Here is a 16637-nt window from a genome sequence, read left to right on the forward strand (position 1 = left end):
TCATCATGAAAAAATCGATAGTTCCTGACGCATTCCAGCATTACTTCGATGACTGGCACTTTTCCCCCGTCATTGAAGCCGATGGCACAGTCTATCTCTCAGGAGTGACCGCAGCGCGCAGGGACAAACCTATAAGCAAGGAGCCGGAAGAACAGTTTCATGATGCCTTTTATAAGCTGGGTGTGTATCTGAACGCTGCTGGCTTAGGCTATGAAAACATTCTGGAGATGACCACTTTTCATATTGATCTCAAGAAACATATCGCTGTTTTTTCTAAAGTGAAGGATGAGTATGTCAAGGCGCCATACCCGGCATGGTCTGCCATCGGTGTATCAGAGTTCATTCCGGAAAATGCCCTGGTGGAAATGCGGATCGTGGCAAAAAGATAGTTTCGGGCGTATGGGCTAAAAAGAAGGCTTGCTCGCCACCCGCGAGCAAGCCACTTCCTTAGCGGTACAGCGTCTTTTCCGCAACCGGAATAAGTAACGCAGAACGCCAGTCTGCGAGCGTCAGCTGCGCGAGCTGACCCAGCGCGGTATAAAACGGATGCCCGGCGTTGTCGACAAACACCGACAGGAAGCGGGTGCTCCACGGCAGCAGGTGCCACGCCAGAAGCCGATCGCACTCCGCTTCGCGGCCATTCTCGGCCAGCCACGCCGCCAGCAGCAGCAAGGTGCCGAAATGGTCTTCCGGTTCATTTTGCTGCATCTCAAAAGCGATATTATTCTCACGCATCCACTGGCGCAGCGAGAGCGTCGAGTCGCCAAACAGCACGGATTCGCGGTCAAGCCAGACGGAACCCCACGGCGGTGCGGGCAGGGCATAAGGGCCAATAAACAGCCGTTGCCAGGCGTCCGTCAGCGGCTCTTCGGTAGGCGAGGCAAAGGTTTCGGCAATTGGCTGCAGCAATTCTGGAGGCAGGGGCCAGTCCTGAACCCAGTCGCCCGCGGTGAGGGCCCGCACCAGCGGCGCAGCCTGCTCGCTGTCGGGAGATAAATAAAACAGTGCGCCCAATACCCGGGCACAAAACGCGAATGATTCACGGGGTGAGACATCTTTCATTACAACCTTCCTTTCTCGCGCGGAAGATGTCCGCGCGACTGTGTTAACCGATAATACTGACCATAGAATAAACCACGGTCTCGCGTTTCACCCTCTACACCTTCTCGATCTGCACCAGATTGGTGTGCTGCGGGTTGCCTTTTGCCAACGGTGACGGGCGGTGCGTGGTCAGCGTGTTGATGCACGAACCGTGGTCGATACGATCGCCACTCATATTGGCATCGTGCCACGCTCCCTGGCCCATGGCGCTCACGCCGGGCATGATGCGTGGCGTCACTTTCGCTTCAATTCGTACCTCGCCGCGACGATTAAAGACGCGCACCGTATCGCCGTTCTTGATGCCGCGTTTTTCGGCATCGACAGGATTAAGCCAGACCTCCTGGCGGCAGGCCGCTTTCAGCACGTCGACGTTGCCGTAGCTCGAGTGGGTACGGGCTTTGAAGTGGAAGCCAAACAGCTGCAGCGGGAACTGCGCGCGCTCGGGGGCATCCCATCCGTCAAAAGTCGATGCGTAGATGGGAAGGGGGCTGATGGTCTCATCCTTTTCCAGCTCCCAGGAGGCGGCAATGTCCGCCAGCCTGCTGGAGTAGATTTCAATCTTGCCCGATGGCGTTTTCAGCGGATTGGCCTCCGGGTTCTCGCGGAATTTTTTATAGGCCACAAAATGTCCGTTCGGATCGTTGCGCTTATAAATGCCCATTTTTTTCAGCGCGTCATAGGACGGAAGCTTAGGGTCTTTCTCAAGCATTTTGGCATACAGATACTGCAGCCACTGTTCCTGCGTGCGTCCTTCGGTGAATTTCTGATGGATGTCCGGCCCGAGGCGTTTCGCCACTTCGCTCATGATCCAGTAGATAGGCTTACGCTCAAACTTCGGCGCGGTCACGGGCTGGAGGAAAATCAGGTAGCCCATGTTGCCTGCATAATCGTTTGGAATAATGTCTTCCTGCTCGACGGTCATCAGGTCCGGCAACACGATATCGGCGTACTTCGCTGACGAAGTCATGAAGTTGTCGATGACGACAATCATTTCGCACTTGCTTTCGTCCTGCAGGATCTCGTGAGTTTTATTGATATCAGAGTGCTGGTTAATAATGGTGTTGCCCGCGTAGTTCCAGATGAACTTAATCGGCACGTCCAATTTATCCTTACCGCGCACGCCGTCGCGCAGGGCGGTCATCTCCGACCCGCGGGCGATGGCGTCCGTCCAGCTGAAGCAGGAGATTTGCGTTTTGACCGGGTTGTCCGGGAGCGGCATACGTTCGATGGTGATGGTGTAGGTCGACTCACGCGCGCCGCTGTTACCGCCGTTAATCCCCACGTTTCCGGTGAGGATTGGCAGCATCGCGATGGCGCGGGACGTCAGCTCGCCGTTCGCCTGGCGCTGTGGTCCCCAGCCCTGACAGATATACGCCGGTTTTGCGGAGCCGATTTCGCGGGCAAGCTTAACGATGCGATCCGCTGGAATGCCGGTAATACGGGAAGCCCACTCAGGGGTTTTCGCCGTGTGGTCATCACCCTGGCCGAGAATATAGGCTTTGTAGTGACCGTTAGCGGGAGCGCCTTCCGGCAGCGTTTTTTCGTCATAGCCGACGCAGTATTTATCCAGGAACGGCTGGTCCACCAGGTTTTCGTCGATCAATACCCATGCGATCCCCGCAACCAGGGCGGCATCGGTACCTGGACGAATAGGGATCCACTCGTCTTCACGTCCGGCGGCGGTGTCGGTATAGCGCGGGTCGATGACGATCATGCGCGCGTTGGAGCGCTCGCGAGCCTGCTCCAGATACCAGGTAATCCCGCCGCCACTCATGCGCGTTTCCGCCGGATTATTGCCGAACATCACCACCAGTTTGGTGTTTTCAATGTCAGAGGTGCTGTTCCCGTCATTGCTGCCGTAGGTGTAAGGCATCGCACAGGCGATTTGCGCCGTGCTGTAGGTGCCGTAGTGGCTCAGGAAACCGCCGTAGCAGTTCATCAGGCGCGCCACCAGCGAAGCGTAAGGGGAGGAGCGGGTGATATTGCCGCCGACAATGCCGGAGGAGTAGTTAATGTAAACCGCTTCGTTGCCGTATTTGTCGACCACGTCTTTCAGGCTGGCGGTGATGGCGTTCAGCGCTTCGTCCCATGTGATGCGCTCAAACTTGCCTTCGCCGCGTTTGCCCACGCGTTTCATCGGGTAGTTCAGACGATCGGGGTGATTGATACGACGGCGAATAGAACGTCCGCGCAGGCAGGCACGCACCTGATGATTACCGTAAATATCCTCGCCGGTGTTGTCCGTTTCGACCCAGTAGACCTCATCGTCGCGAACGTGCAGGCGCAGTGCGCAGCGGCTGCCGCAGTTGACCGAACAGGCTCCCCACACCACTTTATCTTCCGCAGGCTGGACGGCGTTTTGCACTGCAGCAGCGGCAGTTTTCAAACCAAACGGTAATGAGAGTCCACCCGCGGCAAGCGCCAGCGAACCCATCGCAGTAGATTTAACAAGCGTTCGGCGGCTAATACCGCCGTGATGATCGACCTCAGACATGGCTCACCCCAACATTGAGATTACGTATTATTTTTACCCGTGATTACAACCGGGCTAATGATGGGGTGAGTGTTACTTATTTTGAGGTACTAAATGTTAATCCTTATCAAGTCAATGGACATTGAGCGGGAAGTTACTGAGGTTCACTCGGTGCATTGTCCTGACTGCCAGAGGCAGCGCCACTTCCTGTGCGGGTGTATAAAATTTTAAAGGTGTCGTTGGCACAATGCCCAACCACCTGCGCATCCGGCTGATCTGCCTGATCGTTTGGCACGATGTTCAGCGTAAAGCCAGACTCAGGCACGCCGTTGTTGACGATCTTCTGCTGAATGTCGCTTTTCACGCGCTCGCAGGAATCCGGTGCCGCCAGCGCGGCGGTTGAAGCACTCATTAACAGCAGGGCGGTAATCCAGGGTAACCGTTTCATCTGTAGCTCCTTTCTCTGTGTAGAGATTAATTTTAGCAGGGTTCGTGTAAACATCTGTATTTGCTAATATGATTGGGAATAATCTCTCTGAAACGGTAATAAATGTGAAGAAATACGCAGCGATAACGCTACTGGCAGCAACACTGGTGGGGTGCGACAACAACTCCGCGCCGCTGTCGTATACGCCTGAGATGGCGAGCTTTTCTAATGAATTCGATTTCGACCCGCTGCGCGGTCCGGTGAAAGACTTTACCCAGACCCTGTTTAACGACAAGGGGGAAGTGTCCAAGCGCGTGACCGGTACCCTGTCGACAGAAGGGTGCTTTGATACGCTGGAACTGCACGATCTTGAAAACAATACCGGCGTGGCGCTGGTGCTGGATGCAAATTACTACCTGGATGCCGAAACCCAACAGCAGAAGGTGAAGCTGCAGGGGAAATGTCAGTTGGCGGAATTACCCTCAGCCGGGGTGACGTGGGAGACCGACGATAATGGATTCGTCGTCGCGGCGCACGGCAAGGAGATGGAAGTGAAGTACCGCTACGATGCGGATGGCTATCCGCTGGGCAAAACCACCGTCTCCGGGGACCAGCACTTATCCGTACAGTCGACACCGTCAAAGGATCTGCGCAAAAGAATGGATTTCTCGGCCGTGAGTTTGTTGAATGACAAGCCGCTCGGGAATGTGAATCAGAGCTGCGACTACGATAGACATAATAATCCGGTGAGTTGCGATCTGACGATCACGGATGATAGCGTCAAACCGGCCGTTGAGCGCAAGTACACCATTAAAAACACGATTGAATATTACTGAGAGTAAAGTGCATTTTGTGCGTTTCGCCCGGCGGCGCTACGCTTGCACGGGCCTACAATGAAGCGTGCAACATATTGATATTCTTGCACCATGTAGGCCGGGTAAGCGCAGCGCCACCCGGCAAGAAAGAGAGCTCAATGGGGGAGCGTCACTCTCATTGCGCGGTAGGTTTCAGCAGGCTGGCGCCTGACGGCTTGTGTCCGGCCAGGTGCTGGTGCTGGAAGATGCACATGCGGATGGTGTTGCGGTATTCGCCATTGATAAAGAACTCGTGAATCAGTTCACCTTCCACCATAAAGCCCAGCTTGCGGTAGATATGGATCGCTTTCTCGTTCTCTTTATCCACGATGAGATAAAGCTTATAGAGGTTCAGGACGTTGAATCCGTAATCCATCGCCAGCTTTGCCGCCCGTGAGGCAAGACCTTTCCCCTGGTGCTCAGGCGAAATGATGATCTGAAACTCCGCCCGGCGGTGAACGTGGTTGATCTCCACCAGCTCGACCAGACCGGCTTTTTCACCTTCACACTCCACCACAAAACGGCGTTCGCTCTGATCGTGAATGTGCTTATCGTAAAGATCCGACAGCTCGACGAAGGCCTCGTAAGGCTCTTCGAACCAGTAGCGCATCACGCTGGCATTGTTGTCGAGCTGGTGGACGAAACGGAGATCTTCACGCTCCAGCGGACGAAGCTTAATGTCATACTGTGCAGGCATTAGGGTGCAACCGTGCGGCCAGTGCGGCGATCCAGGCAGCGCAAGGTGTTTGGCTCCCAGTAGGCGTTGACGTTGGCACTTTGCTGGCACTTATCACGCGCGTCGAAAGCGACATCTTCTTTGTCCCACTCTTTCTCGGCACGCGTGTTGACCTTCTGACGAAGGCTGCGAGTGTCATTCCATTGTTCTTTGTCCATCGCCGCGTTCTGACGGCTTTGTGCGCTATCGCCGGATTCAATAATCAGCTTGCTGGTTTCGGCGGTCGCCGTCGCGGTGAAAGCGAGCGTTGACAGCGCCAGCGCGGCGGTCAGACAAAGGCGTTTGCTTAATGTAGTCATAGCGTTTCCTTTTTAATGGGGGCAGATAATCACGTTACCCTGTTCAGATTCTACACCAAAGCGAGATAGCGTCATACCCGCGGTTATCATCGGGTAAGATGGTTAAATCAATCCTCACCAGAAGAGAATTATGTTCAAAACCACGCTGCTTTTTTTTGCCACCGCGCTCTGTGAAATCATCGGCTGCTTTTTGCCCTGGCTTTGGCTGAAGAAGGGGGCGTCCGTGTTGCTGCTCATCCCCGCGGCTGTTGCGCTGGCGCTGTTCGTCTGGCTGTTAACACTGCATCCGGCCGCGAGCGGACGCGTCTACGCCGCGTACGGCGGTGTCTATGTCTGTACTGCGCTGCTGTGGCTACGCGTCGTGGATGGGGTCAAACTCAGCGTCTACGACTGGGCCGGTGCCCTGGTTGCGCTCTGCGGGATGCTGATCATCGTGGCGGGATGGGGGCGCACCTGAGCGCCCTGATTTTGTGATCTCTCGCTGATATTATGATCAATATACTTGTATGGTAGTTGCGTAATTGCGTAAATTTCCTGCATCACAACATGCGATGTAAGGAAAGGAATTATGAAGATTGTCGGGGCTGAAGTCTTTGTCACCTGCCCAGGGCGTAACTTTGTCACCCTCAAAATCACCACTGATGAGGGGATCGTGGGTCTTGGTGACGCCACCCTGAACGGACGCGAACTCTCTGTCGCGTCCTATTTGAAAGATCACCTGTGTCCCCAGCTGATTGGCCGTGATGCCCACCGCATCGAAGACATCTGGCAGTTTTTCTATAAAGGGGCTTACTGGCGTCGCGGCCCGGTCACCATGTCGGCCATCTCTGCCGTTGATATGGCGCTCTGGGATATCAAAGCGAAAGCGGCCAACATGCCGCTCTATCAGCTGCTGGGCGGCGCATCCCGTGAAGGGGTAATGGTCTACTGCCACACCACCGGGCACACCATTGACGACGTGCTGGAAGATTACGCCCGTCATAAAGAGATGGGCTTTAAGGCGATCCGCGTGCAGTGCGGCGTGCCGGGCATGAAAACCACTTACGGCATGTCCAAAGGGAAAGGCCTTGCCTACGAGCCTGCCACCAAAGGCGACTGGCCAGAAGAGCAGCTTTGGTCCACTGAGAAATACCTCGATTTCACACCAAAGCTGTTCGACGCGGTGCGCAGTCAATTCGGTTTCAACGAACATCTCCTGCACGACATGCACCATCGCCTGACGCCAATCGAAGCGGCGCGCTTTGGTAAGAGCATTGAAGAGTTCCGCATGTTCTGGATGGAAGACCCAACGCCTGCGGAAAATCAGGAATGCTTCCGCCTGATCCGCCAGCATACCGTCACGCCAATTGCGGTGGGTGAGGTGTTCAACAGCATCTGGGACTGCAAGCAGCTGATTGAAGAGCAGCTTATCGACTATATCCGCACCACCATCACTCACGCGGGCGGGATCACCGGGATGCGCCGCATTGCAGACTTCGCCTCGCTCTACCAGGTGCGCACCGGCTCGCACGGACCGTCCGATCTGTCGCCAATATGTCACGCCGCCGCGCTGCATTTCGACCTGTGGGTGCCGAATTTCGGCGTGCAGGAATACATGGGCTACTCCGAACAGATGCTGGACGTCTTCCCACACAGCTGGCGCTTTGATAATGGCTACATGCATCCGGGCGACAAACCGGGGCTTGGCATTGAGTTTGATGAAAAACTGGCCGCGAAATACCCCTATGACCCGGCCTATCTGCCGGTGGCCCGTCTTGAAGACGGCACGCTGTGGAACTGGTAACCGAGGAACGAACGATGAAAAGCGTAGTGATTCAACAGCCGAACCAGCTGGTGATTGAAGAGCGTCCACGCCCGGAGCCAGGCGCAGGGGAAGTCCGCGTCAAAATCATGCTGGCAGGGATTTGCGGTTCAGACAGCCACATCTACCGTGGACATAATCCGTTTGCGAAGTATCCGCGCGTGATCGGCCACGAGTTCTTCGGCGTGATTGACGCCGTGGGCGAGGGCGTCGACAGCGCGCGACTGGGTCAGCGCGTCTCGGTTGATCCGGTGATCAGCTGCGGACACTGCTACCCGTGTTCCGTCGGGAAACCGAACGTCTGCACCTCACTGGTGGTACTGGGCGTCCACCGCGACGGCGGCTTCAGCGAATATGCGGCTGTGCCCGCTAAAAATGCCTGGCCCATCCCGGATGCGATCCCGGATAAACACGCCGTCATGGTTGAACCCTTCACCATTGCCGCCAACGTGACGGGACAGGCGAAACCCACCGAACAGGATGTTGCGCTGATTTACGGCGCGGGCCCGATGGGGCTGGTCACCGTGCAGGCGCTGAAGGGCGTTTATAAGGTGAAGCAGGTTATCGTCGTCGACCGCATTGATGAGCGGCTGGCAATGGCTCAGCGCAGCGGCGCGGACTGGGTCTTTAACAACGGCGAGCAGTCGTTGCAGGCCGTACTGGAAGAAAGGGGCATCAAACCGACGTTAATCATTGATGCCGCCTGTCATCCATCGATTTTACAGGAAGCCATTACCCTGGCCTCCCCGGCGGCGCGCATCGTGCTGATGGGCTTCTCCAGCGAGCCGAGCCAGATTGTGCAGCAGGGCATCACCGGCAAAGAACTGGCGATCTTCTCTTCGCGCCTCAACGCCAACAAATTCCCGGTCGTGATTGACTGGCTGGAAAAGGGGCTGATCGACCCGGAAAAACTGATCACCCATACTTTTGACTATCACCACGTAACAGACGCCATCGAACTGTTTGAAAAAGACCAGCGGCAGTGCTGCAAAGTCTTGCTCACGTTCGGTCAATAATTAAGCACGCGGTTAAGAGCCTGCGCAGACAGGCTCTATGTGGTACGCATCTTACCTTTTAGAGATAGCCATTATGACGCAAGCACAACCTCAACGAACCACCTCCGATCTGGTGAAAGCCGCCGTTTCCGGCTGGCTGGGCACCGCGCTGGAGTTTATGGATTTCCAGCTTTATTCGCTGGGTGCCGCCCTGGTATTCCACGAAATCTTCTTCCCGGAACAGTCTGCCGCGATGGCGCTGATTCTGGCGATGGGGACCTACGGCGCGGGCTATATCGCGCGTATCGTCGGCGCTTTCATCTTCGGCAGAATGGGTGACAGCATTGGTCGTAAAAAGGTGCTGTTCATTACTATCACCATGATGGGGATCTGCACCACGCTGATTGGCGTGCTGCCGACCTACGCGCAGATTGGGATTTTCGCGCCGGTGCTGCTGGTGACGCTGCGCATTATTCAGGGGCTGGGCGCTGGCGCGGAAATATCTGGCGCTGGCACGATGCTCGCGGAATACGCCCCGAAGGGGAAACGCGGCATTATCTCCTCGCTGGTGGCGATGGGGACCAACTGCGGGACGCTGAGCGCAACGGCCATCTGGGCTGTTATGTTCTTTGCCCTCGACCGTGAAGAACTTGTCGCCTGGGGCTGGCGCGTACCTTTCCTCGCCAGCGTCGTGGTGATGATCTTTGCCATCTGGCTGCGAATGAATCTCAAGGAAAGCCCGGTCTTTGAGAAAGTGAACGACGCAGAAACTGTCGCGCCGGTGGCTGCCCAGGAAACCTCCCTGGGTGCGATGTTCAAAAGCAAATCCTTCTGGCTGGCAACCGGGCTGCGCTTCGGGCAGGCGGGTAACTCGGGTCTGATTCAGACGTTCCTGGCAGGCTATCTGGTACAGACGCTGCTGTTCGATAAGGCAATTCCCACCGATGCACTGATGATTAGCTCTGTCCTCGGGTTCATCACCATTCCTCTACTGGGCTGGCTGTCTGACAAGGTAGGGCGTCGGCTGCCTTACATCATCGTTAACACCTCCGCCATTCTTTTGGCTTACCCCATGCTGTCGATTATCGTCGATAAGAGCTACGCGCCGGGGACAATCATGCTTTCCATTATCGTCATTCATAACATTTCGGTACTGGGGCTGTTTGCGCTGGAAAACATCACTATGGCAGAGATGTTTGGCTCACGTAATCGCTTTACCCGCATGGCTATCTCCAAAGAGGCGGGCGGGCTGGTGGCGGTGGGCTTTGGTCCGGTACTGGCGGGGATCTTCTGCAACATGACCGGATCCTGGTGGCCGATTGTCGCCATGCTGGTGGCCTATTCCGTGATTGGGCTGGTCTCGGCAATCCTGATGCCGGAAGTGCGTGACCGTGACTTGAGCGCGGCAGAAGATGCGGCGGAAGCGCCCCGGCGCGAATCAGTTGGCTATGGCGCACTCTCGTCACGACGTTAATGGTTTATATCCTGAGTGACTTGTCACATAACTTTTCGATCATGTCACACCACATGGACAAAAGTTAATATAAATCAATATCTGAAATTGAAGTATCAGTATGGTTGATGGCAGTTATTTTTTTACCCCAACTGCCATTCTAGTTGGTGTAGTCAGCAGGCGCTGCCGCTTCGGAAGGAGAGCGGCAGCGGATCGCAGCTTTCATTAATTAACGAGTCTCAATCATGGAAAACCGGTTATTACAGGCGAAAGCGACGCTGCCTCAGTACGATCGCGGCAGCCTTAAGGCGCGCATTGTTCATTTAGGGTTTGGCGCATTTCACCGTGCGCATCAGGCAGTTTATACCGATATTCTTGCGGCTGAACACGGCAGCGACTGGGGATACTGCGAAGTGAATCTGATTGGTGGCGAACAGCAAATTGCCGATCTCAATGCGCAGGATAACCTCTACACCGTCGCGGAGATGTCTGCCGATGCATGGACATCGCGCGTCGTCGGCGTGGTCAAAAAAGCACTGCACGCGCAGGTTGATGGGCTGGAAACCGTGCTGGCGGCGATGTGTGAACCTCAGGTCGCCATTGTCTCCCTGACCATCACCGAGAAAGGCTACTGCCACTCCCCGGCGACCGGACAACTGATGCTCGATCATCCGTTAATCGCCGCCGACCTGGAAAACCCGCTTCAGCCGAAATCTGCCCCTGGCGTAGTGGTTGAAGCGCTGGCGCGTCGTAAAGCGGCAGGTCTGCCTGCTTTCAGCGTAATGTCTTGCGACAACATGCCGGAGAATGGTCACGTCATGCGTAACGTAACCTGCGCCTACGCGCGCGCCGTAGACGGCGAACTGGCGGACTGGATAGAAGCCAACGTCACCTTCCCGTCAACGATGGTGGATCGCATTGTGCCTGCAGTCACCGCCGATACGTTGGATAAAATCGAGCAGTTGACCGGCGTGCGCGATCCGGCGGGCGTGGCCTGCGAGCCGTTCCGCCAGTGGGTTATCGAAGACAACTTTGTTGCTGGCCGTCCGCAGTGGGAAAAAGCAGGTGCCGAGCTGGTTGCAGATGTCATCCCGTTCGAAGAGATGAAGCTGCGTATGCTCAACGGCAGCCACTCGTTCCTGGCCTATCTCGGCTATCTGGCAGGGTATCAGCACATAAACGACTGCATGGAAGATGAAAACTACCGTGTAGCCGCGCGCGCTCTGATGCTAAAAGAGCAGGCTCCCACGCTGAAAGTGAAAGGCGTTGATTTAGGCCACTATGCTGACCTTCTGATTGCGCGCTACAGCAACCCGGCACTGCGTCACCGCACTTGGCAGATCGCGATGGACGGCAGCCAGAAGCTCCCGCAGCGTATGCTGGACTCCGTGCGCTGGCATCGGGTGCACCAGAAGCCTTTCCCGCTGCTGGCGCTGGGCGTGGCCGGCTGGATGCGTTACGTCGGTGGTGTGGACGAGCAGGGTAATGCCATTGAGGTGAGTGACCCGCAGCTGGCGGTGATTCAGGCGGCAGTAAAGGGAAGCGCAGAGGGGCAAAGTCGCGTTAAGGCGCTGCTGGGCATTGAAGCCATTTTTGGAAACGAACTGCCGCAGGATGCCGTATTTGTGAATGCGGTGATGGAGGCCTATCAGACGCTGCTGGATAAAGGCGCGAAAGCCACAGTGGCGCAGTACGCGGTACAACCGTAATTTATTTCATGCCGCCGCTGGCGGCGGCATGAACCTGCACGCTTAGTGCATTCCCAGACGAATCAGTTCGATCGGTTCGTACCTACCTTCACTTCCTTCCACTTCAACCGTTTTGCTGCGGCGCACCTGCGCGGCGTCCAGCCCCTCGCTGTGAATCGCTTTAATCACGCCGGTGCGGCCGGTGCCGCTAATCATGACCCGGCTGCCGGTGGTTATGGCGTTACGGTTACGGTCGTATGTCATCATGGTATTTTCTCCTCTCTTACTCTTCGCTACGGCACTATTTTTACCTTCTGCCGTTCACGGGCATTATTAATACGCCTCTCGCCGCATAAATTATTTGCTTTTGATCAAGGTCACACTTTTTTCATCCCCAGTGCAGCCCGCTGACGGTTCCGGACGGTAATTTACAAAGCCGACAATTATTTTCCTAAATGGATAATTTCACCCTGCAAGCGTTGAGGGTTTGTTTATATTGCCAATGGCACTCTTGAGTCAGGAAATAATCCTCTCATCGGAATAAGGAGTCAGGCTTATGTACAAGAAAATATTGATGCCTGTAGACGTGTTTGAAATGGACTTGAGCGATAAAGCGGTACGCCACGCGGCCAATCTGGCAAAAGCCGAAGGCGCGTCGATTACCCTGGTCAACATTCTGCCTAACAGCAGCCGCTCGCTGCTGCGCGGGTTCAACGCGGACATCAAGAAGTTTGAAGAGTATATGACCGCGGAGTCTGAGAAAAAAATGACGGCGTTAAAGCGGCTCTTCGATATTTCGCCGAATGATATTCACTGCAAAGTATGCTTTGGCAACGTGCGTGATGAAATTATCAAGCTCAGCAAAGAAGGGGAGTATGACGTTATTGTCATCGGTTCGAAAAACCCGAGCATCACCACCCATCTGCTGGGGTCAAACGCGGAATCTATTCTGCGCTACGCCACGATCCCGGTATTAGTCGTTCGCTAATCACATCGCCGCACCCGAAAGGTGGCGGCGAATATTACTCTTCGCTAAACCACTCGCTATTTTCCTGGCGGATTAGCTGGACCGATTCGCTAATTTCCTGCAGATGTAGCGTCATCGCATTTTCCACGCCGTCCGCGTCGCGTTTTTCCAGCGCGCTGAAAATATCATGGTGCTGGCGGAGCAGCATTTCCGGCGGGGAAACATGGTCAAGGCTCATGTAGCGCACGCGGTCGATGGTGGCTTTGATGTTTTCGATGGTATCCCACGCCAGCTGACAATCCGCAATTTGCGCCAGTTTCTGGTGGAATTCGTCATCAAGCTGGAAAAAGTCGTTGAGCTGCTTACGGTCAATCGCAATCCGCTGCTGATGCAGGTTTTGCTCCAGCAGGTAACACTGGTTGTCATCGATAAGCGCTGCGGCGCGACGTGCCACTGCGCACTCAATGGCCTGGCGGACGAAACAGCCATTACGGACTTGCGAAAGGGAAATCTTATTTACATAGCTGCCGCGCTGGGGGCGGATCTGAATCAGGCCATTTTCAGCAAGTTTGATAAACGCCTCGCGCACCGGCTGACGGGAAACGTCAAAACGCACCGAGACCTCTTTTTCAGAGAGCGGCGTTCCCGGCGGGATCAGGCAGTGGACGATATCGCGTCGTAAAATACGATAGATTTGCTGGTTAACGGGCTGGGTAGGATTGAGTTGTGATTCAGCTGCCATGGGTTGTGATTTCTCAGAGAGTTAACCTGAACATACTACCATTCTTTTGCCTGCCATCACATACCCGGCCCGCAGGCCGGGAAGGGCGTAATTAGCCTCTATGGACGCTAAGTCCGGCAAAGCTCTGGCTGACTGGCATCATCTCAACGGTGTTGATGTTGACGTGTTTTGGCAGCGTCGCCACCCACCAGACTGTTTCAGTAATGTCTTCTGGCGTCAGGGCATTGGCGTTTTCGTAGGTTTTGTCCGCTTTCGCGTCATCGCCTTTAAAACGCACGTTCGAGAACTCGGTCCCACCCACCAGGCCTGGCTCGATATCGGTGACGCGAATGGCGGTGCCGTGCAGGTCGGTGCGCAGGTTAAGGCTGAACTGACGCACAAACGCTTTCGTCGCGCCATAGACATTGCCGCCCGCGTAAGGCCAGCTCCCGGCAGTCGAGCCGATGTTGATGATGTGACCGCGGTTGCGCTCGACCATACCCGGCAGCACGGCGCGGGTCATATACACCAGCCCTTTGTTGTTGGTGTCGATCATGTTTTCCCAGTCTTCAACGCTGGCTTTGTGGGCGGGCTCCATGCCCAGCGCCAGACCGGCATTGTTAACCAGCACGTCGATGGCGCGCCATTCTGCTGGCAGATGAGCAATCATCTCTTCAATAGCCGCGCGGTTACGCACGTCCAGCTGCGCGGTCAGGATGCTGTCACCTAACTCCTCTTTCAGCTCCTGCAGGCGCTCCTGACGGCGACCGGTCGCAATCACCTTGTGTCCGTTGGCGACGAAGCGACGCGTGATGCTTTCACCAAAACCCGCTGTCGCCCCGGTAACTAAAATAATCATCTCACTGTTCCTCAACGCTTTTTGTGTTGTATTAACATAGCACGCTCTCAGGCGCGCCGTTAAGGCAACATTTGTATGACGCCATTGCAGGCCAGGGCTGCCTGTCCTACTCTGGGGAGATATACCGTTCTCAGGAGTGAAAGATGTCGGCCAATAACCCTTTTTTTGACATTAGCCTGTTGCCTTATCAGGCGCCGCGTTTTGATGAGATTAACGATAGCCACTATCGCTCGGCCTTCGATGAAGCGCTTCGTCAGAAGCGGGCGGACATTGCTGCCATTGTCGCTCAGGCCGCTGCGCCAGACTTCACCAACACCGTGCTGGCGCTGGAGAAAAGCGGCGCCATGCTTTCCCGCGTAAACAGCGTATTCTTCGCCATGGCCTCCGCGCACACCAATGCGTACCTGCAGGAGCTGGAGGAGCAGTTCTCCACCGAACTTGCCGCGCTGGCGAACGATATCTGGCTGAATGACACCCTTTTCGCCCGCGTGGAGAGCGTCTGGCAGGATCGTGCTGCGCTGGACGCTGAATCTCGTCGGTTGGTCGAGGAGACATTCCAGCGGTTTATTCTGGCCGGTGCGCGTCTGAATGAAACGGAAAAGGCCGAACTGAAGGCGCTGAATACCGAGGCGGCCTCCCTGACCAGTCAGTTTAATCAGCGCCTGCTGGCTGCCAATAAGGCGGGTGGGCTGGTGGTGGATTACGCGCATCAGCTTGAGGGGCTTAGCGCAGATGAGATCGCGACTGCCGCGCAGGCCGCTGCGGAGAAGGGACTAAACGATCGCTGGCTGATCCCGCTCCTGAACACCACCCAGCAGCCAGCGCTATCGGCGCTGCGTAATCGTCAGACGCGCGAAAACCTGTTCAACGCAGGCTGGACGCGTACCCAGAAAGGGGATGAAAACGACACCCGCGCGCTGATCCTCCGTCTGACGGCGCTGCGCGCGCGGCAGGCCCGGCTGCTCGGATTTGACGATTACGCCAGCTGGAGCACTGCCGACCAGATGGCGAAAACGCCCGATGCCGCGCTGGCCTTTATGCGCGGCATAGTGCCAGCCGCCCGTGCGCGTGCGGAACGCGAGCAGGCCGATATTCAGAACGTGATTGACGACGAGCAGGGTGGCTTTGACGTGCAGGCCTGGGACTGGGCATTTTATGCCGAGCGCGTGCGCCTCGGGAAGTACGCGCTGGATGAATCGCAAATCAAGCCGTACTTTGCGCTGAACACCGTACTGCACGACGGCGTGTTCTGGGCCGCCAGCCAGCTGTTTGGCATCCGTATTGTCGAGCGTTTTGATATTCCTGTTTACCATCCCGACGTGCGGGTGTGGGAGATTTTCGACCACACCGGTGAAGGTATGGCGCTGTTCTACGGTGATTTCTTCGCCCGCGATTCCAAAAGCGGCGGCGCGTGGATGGGGAATTTCGTTGAGCAGTCCCATGAGTTTGCCGCACGTCCGGTGATCTACAACGTCTGTAACTATCAAAAACCGGCAAACGGGCAGGCGGCGCTCATCTCCTGGGATGATGTCGTGACCCTGTTCCACGAATTTGGTCATACTCTGCACGGACTTTTTGCCAGCCAGCGCTACGCCACGCTCTCCGGGACAAATACCCCGCGCGATTTCGTCGAATTCCCGTCGCAGATTAATGAGCACTGGGCCAGCCATCCGCAGGTCTTTGCCCATTATGCGCGTCACTATGAAACCAATGAGCCGATGCCGGACGCGCTGCGCGATAAAATGCTGACTGCGACCCAGTTCAACAAAGGGTACGACATGACGGAGCTGCTGAGTGCGGCGCTGTTGGACATGAAATGGCACGGGCTTAGCGAAGCCGTTTCGAGCGTAGACGCGTTTGAAGCGGAAGCGTTGAAAAAAGAGGGGCTGGATCTTCCCGCCGTCCCGCCACGCTATCGCAGCAGTTACTTTGCGCATATTTTCGGCGGCGGCTATGCTGCAGGCTATTACGCCTACCTGTGGACACAGATGCTGGCGGACGATGGCTATCAGTGGTTTGTGGAGCAGGGTGGGCTGACGCGTGAGAACGGACAACTATTCCGTGAGGCGATTTTGTCTCGTGGTAACAGCACTGACCTGGCTGAACTGTATCGCAACTGGCGTGGGCACGACCCGAAGATCGAGCCGATGCTGGAAAATCGCGGGTTGAGTTCGTAAGGGCATTTCAGGCTGGAAGCAGAACCGGGCGCGGTGCCCGGTTTTTGCCCGATTTTTTCTTCCCCAAAACTCCTCCAAAATTCCTC

At 55.9% G+C, this 16637-nt stretch carries 17 protein-coding genes; 9 read left to right on the top strand and 8 right to left on the bottom strand.

Features of this window, described 5'->3' with window-relative positions:
• The first annotated feature begins 5 nt into the window (after positions 1-5).
• Positions 6-389, top strand: coding sequence for a Rid family hydrolase (locus EXW94_RS03270; protein WP_010430656.1), 384 nt, complete (start codon positions 6-8; stop codon positions 387-389).
• A gap of 58 nt (positions 390-447) precedes the next feature.
• On the opposite strand, the gene dmsD is transcribed toward EXW94_RS03270, so the two are convergent.
• The 3 genes from dmsD to EXW94_RS03285 form a co-directional block, all read right to left on the bottom strand.
• A complete protein-coding gene (gene dmsD / locus EXW94_RS03275; RefSeq protein WP_174339464.1) occupies positions 448-1062 on the bottom strand; it encodes a Tat proofreading chaperone DmsD in 615 nt (204 codons plus the stop codon).
• 94 nt (positions 1063-1156) lie between these two features.
• Entirely contained in the window at positions 1157-3595 is a 2439-nt protein-coding gene (gene ynfE / locus EXW94_RS03280; protein WP_174339465.1) for a selenate/tellurate reductase subunit YnfE, read from the bottom strand.
• Positions 3596-3728: 133 nt separating this feature from the next.
• Entirely contained in the window at positions 3729-4022 is a 294-nt protein-coding gene (locus EXW94_RS03285) for a DUF1161 domain-containing protein (protein ID WP_100166774.1), read from the bottom strand.
• A 104-nt stretch (positions 4023-4126) separates the two neighbouring features.
• Between EXW94_RS03285 and EXW94_RS03290 the strand changes: the two genes are divergently transcribed.
• Positions 4127-4837, top strand: coding sequence for a YnfC family lipoprotein (locus tag EXW94_RS03290; RefSeq protein ID WP_120158895.1), 711 nt, complete (start codon positions 4127-4129; stop codon positions 4835-4837).
• A 154-nt stretch (positions 4838-4991) separates the two neighbouring features.
• Here the strand turns inward: EXW94_RS03290 and speG are convergent, their stop codons facing one another.
• Complete coding sequence (gene speG, locus EXW94_RS03295) at positions 4992-5552, bottom strand: spermidine N1-acetyltransferase (protein WP_120158751.1); 561 nt, start codon at positions 5550-5552, stop codon at positions 4992-4994.
• Positions 5552-5890 carry a DUF1283 family protein gene (locus tag EXW94_RS03300; protein ID WP_042714686.1) on the bottom strand — a complete coding sequence of 113 codons (339 nt, stop codon included), beginning with the start codon at positions 5888-5890 and terminating at the stop codon, positions 5552-5554. The genes speG and EXW94_RS03300 overlap by 1 nt, the downstream gene beginning before the upstream one ends.
• Positions 5891-6020: 130 nt before the next feature.
• On the opposite strand from EXW94_RS03300, the gene EXW94_RS03305 reads away from it, so the two are divergent.
• The 5 genes from EXW94_RS03305 to EXW94_RS03325 all read left to right on the top strand — a co-directional run bounded on the left by EXW94_RS03305 (position 6021) and on the right by EXW94_RS03325 (position 11848).
• Complete coding sequence (locus EXW94_RS03305) at positions 6021-6347, top strand: YnfA family protein (protein WP_010430670.1); 327 nt, start codon at positions 6021-6023, stop codon at positions 6345-6347.
• 111 nt (positions 6348-6458) lie between these two features.
• A complete protein-coding gene (manD, locus tag EXW94_RS03310; RefSeq protein WP_089598768.1) occupies positions 6459-7673 on the top strand; it encodes a D-mannonate dehydratase ManD in 1215 nt (404 codons plus the stop codon).
• 14 nt (positions 7674-7687) lie between these two features.
• A complete protein-coding gene (locus tag EXW94_RS03315) occupies positions 7688-8707 on the top strand; it encodes a Zn-dependent oxidoreductase (RefSeq protein ID WP_174339466.1) in 1020 nt (339 codons plus the stop codon).
• 73 nt (positions 8708-8780) lie between these two features.
• A complete protein-coding gene (locus tag EXW94_RS03320; protein ID WP_108416946.1) occupies positions 8781-10160 on the top strand; it encodes an MFS transporter in 1380 nt (459 codons plus the stop codon).
• A gap of 224 nt (positions 10161-10384) precedes the next feature.
• The gene (locus tag EXW94_RS03325; protein ID WP_089598771.1) at positions 10385-11848 is read left to right on the top strand and encodes a mannitol dehydrogenase family protein; all 1464 of its coding nucleotides are present in this window, start codon (positions 10385-10387) and stop codon (positions 11846-11848) included.
• Between the two features lie 42 nt (positions 11849-11890).
• Here the strand turns inward: EXW94_RS03325 and ydfZ are convergent, their stop codons facing one another.
• Positions 11891-12094, bottom strand: coding sequence for a putative selenium delivery protein YdfZ (ydfZ, locus tag EXW94_RS03330; protein WP_010430680.1), 204 nt, complete (start codon positions 12092-12094; stop codon positions 11891-11893).
• Between the two features lie 289 nt (positions 12095-12383).
• Between ydfZ and EXW94_RS03335 the strand changes: the two genes are divergently transcribed.
• Positions 12384-12815: a universal stress protein gene (locus EXW94_RS03335; RefSeq protein ID WP_010430681.1), complete on the top strand. Its 432-nt coding sequence runs from the start codon at positions 12384-12386 to the stop codon at positions 12813-12815.
• Between the two features lie 34 nt (positions 12816-12849).
• On the opposite strand, the gene EXW94_RS03340 is transcribed toward EXW94_RS03335, so the two are convergent.
• Complete coding sequence (locus tag EXW94_RS03340; RefSeq protein WP_042714708.1) at positions 12850-13536, bottom strand: GntR family transcriptional regulator; 687 nt, start codon at positions 13534-13536, stop codon at positions 12850-12852.
• A gap of 91 nt (positions 13537-13627) precedes the next feature.
• Positions 13628-14374: a bifunctional NADP-dependent 3-hydroxy acid dehydrogenase/3-hydroxypropionate dehydrogenase YdfG gene (gene ydfG / locus EXW94_RS03345; protein ID WP_120158747.1), complete on the bottom strand. Its 747-nt coding sequence runs from the start codon at positions 14372-14374 to the stop codon at positions 13628-13630.
• 143 nt (positions 14375-14517) lie between these two features.
• Between ydfG and dcp the strand changes: the two genes are divergently transcribed.
• Positions 14518-16551, top strand: coding sequence for a peptidyl-dipeptidase Dcp (gene dcp / locus EXW94_RS03350; protein ID WP_174339467.1), 2034 nt, complete (start codon positions 14518-14520; stop codon positions 16549-16551).
• Positions 16552-16637: the final 86 nt, after the last annotated feature.

The sequence above is a fragment of the Enterobacter sp. JMULE2 genome (genome assembly GCF_013337145.1).
In the GTDB taxonomy this organism is placed as follows: Bacteria; Pseudomonadota; Gammaproteobacteria; order Enterobacterales; family Enterobacteriaceae; genus Enterobacter; species Enterobacter mori.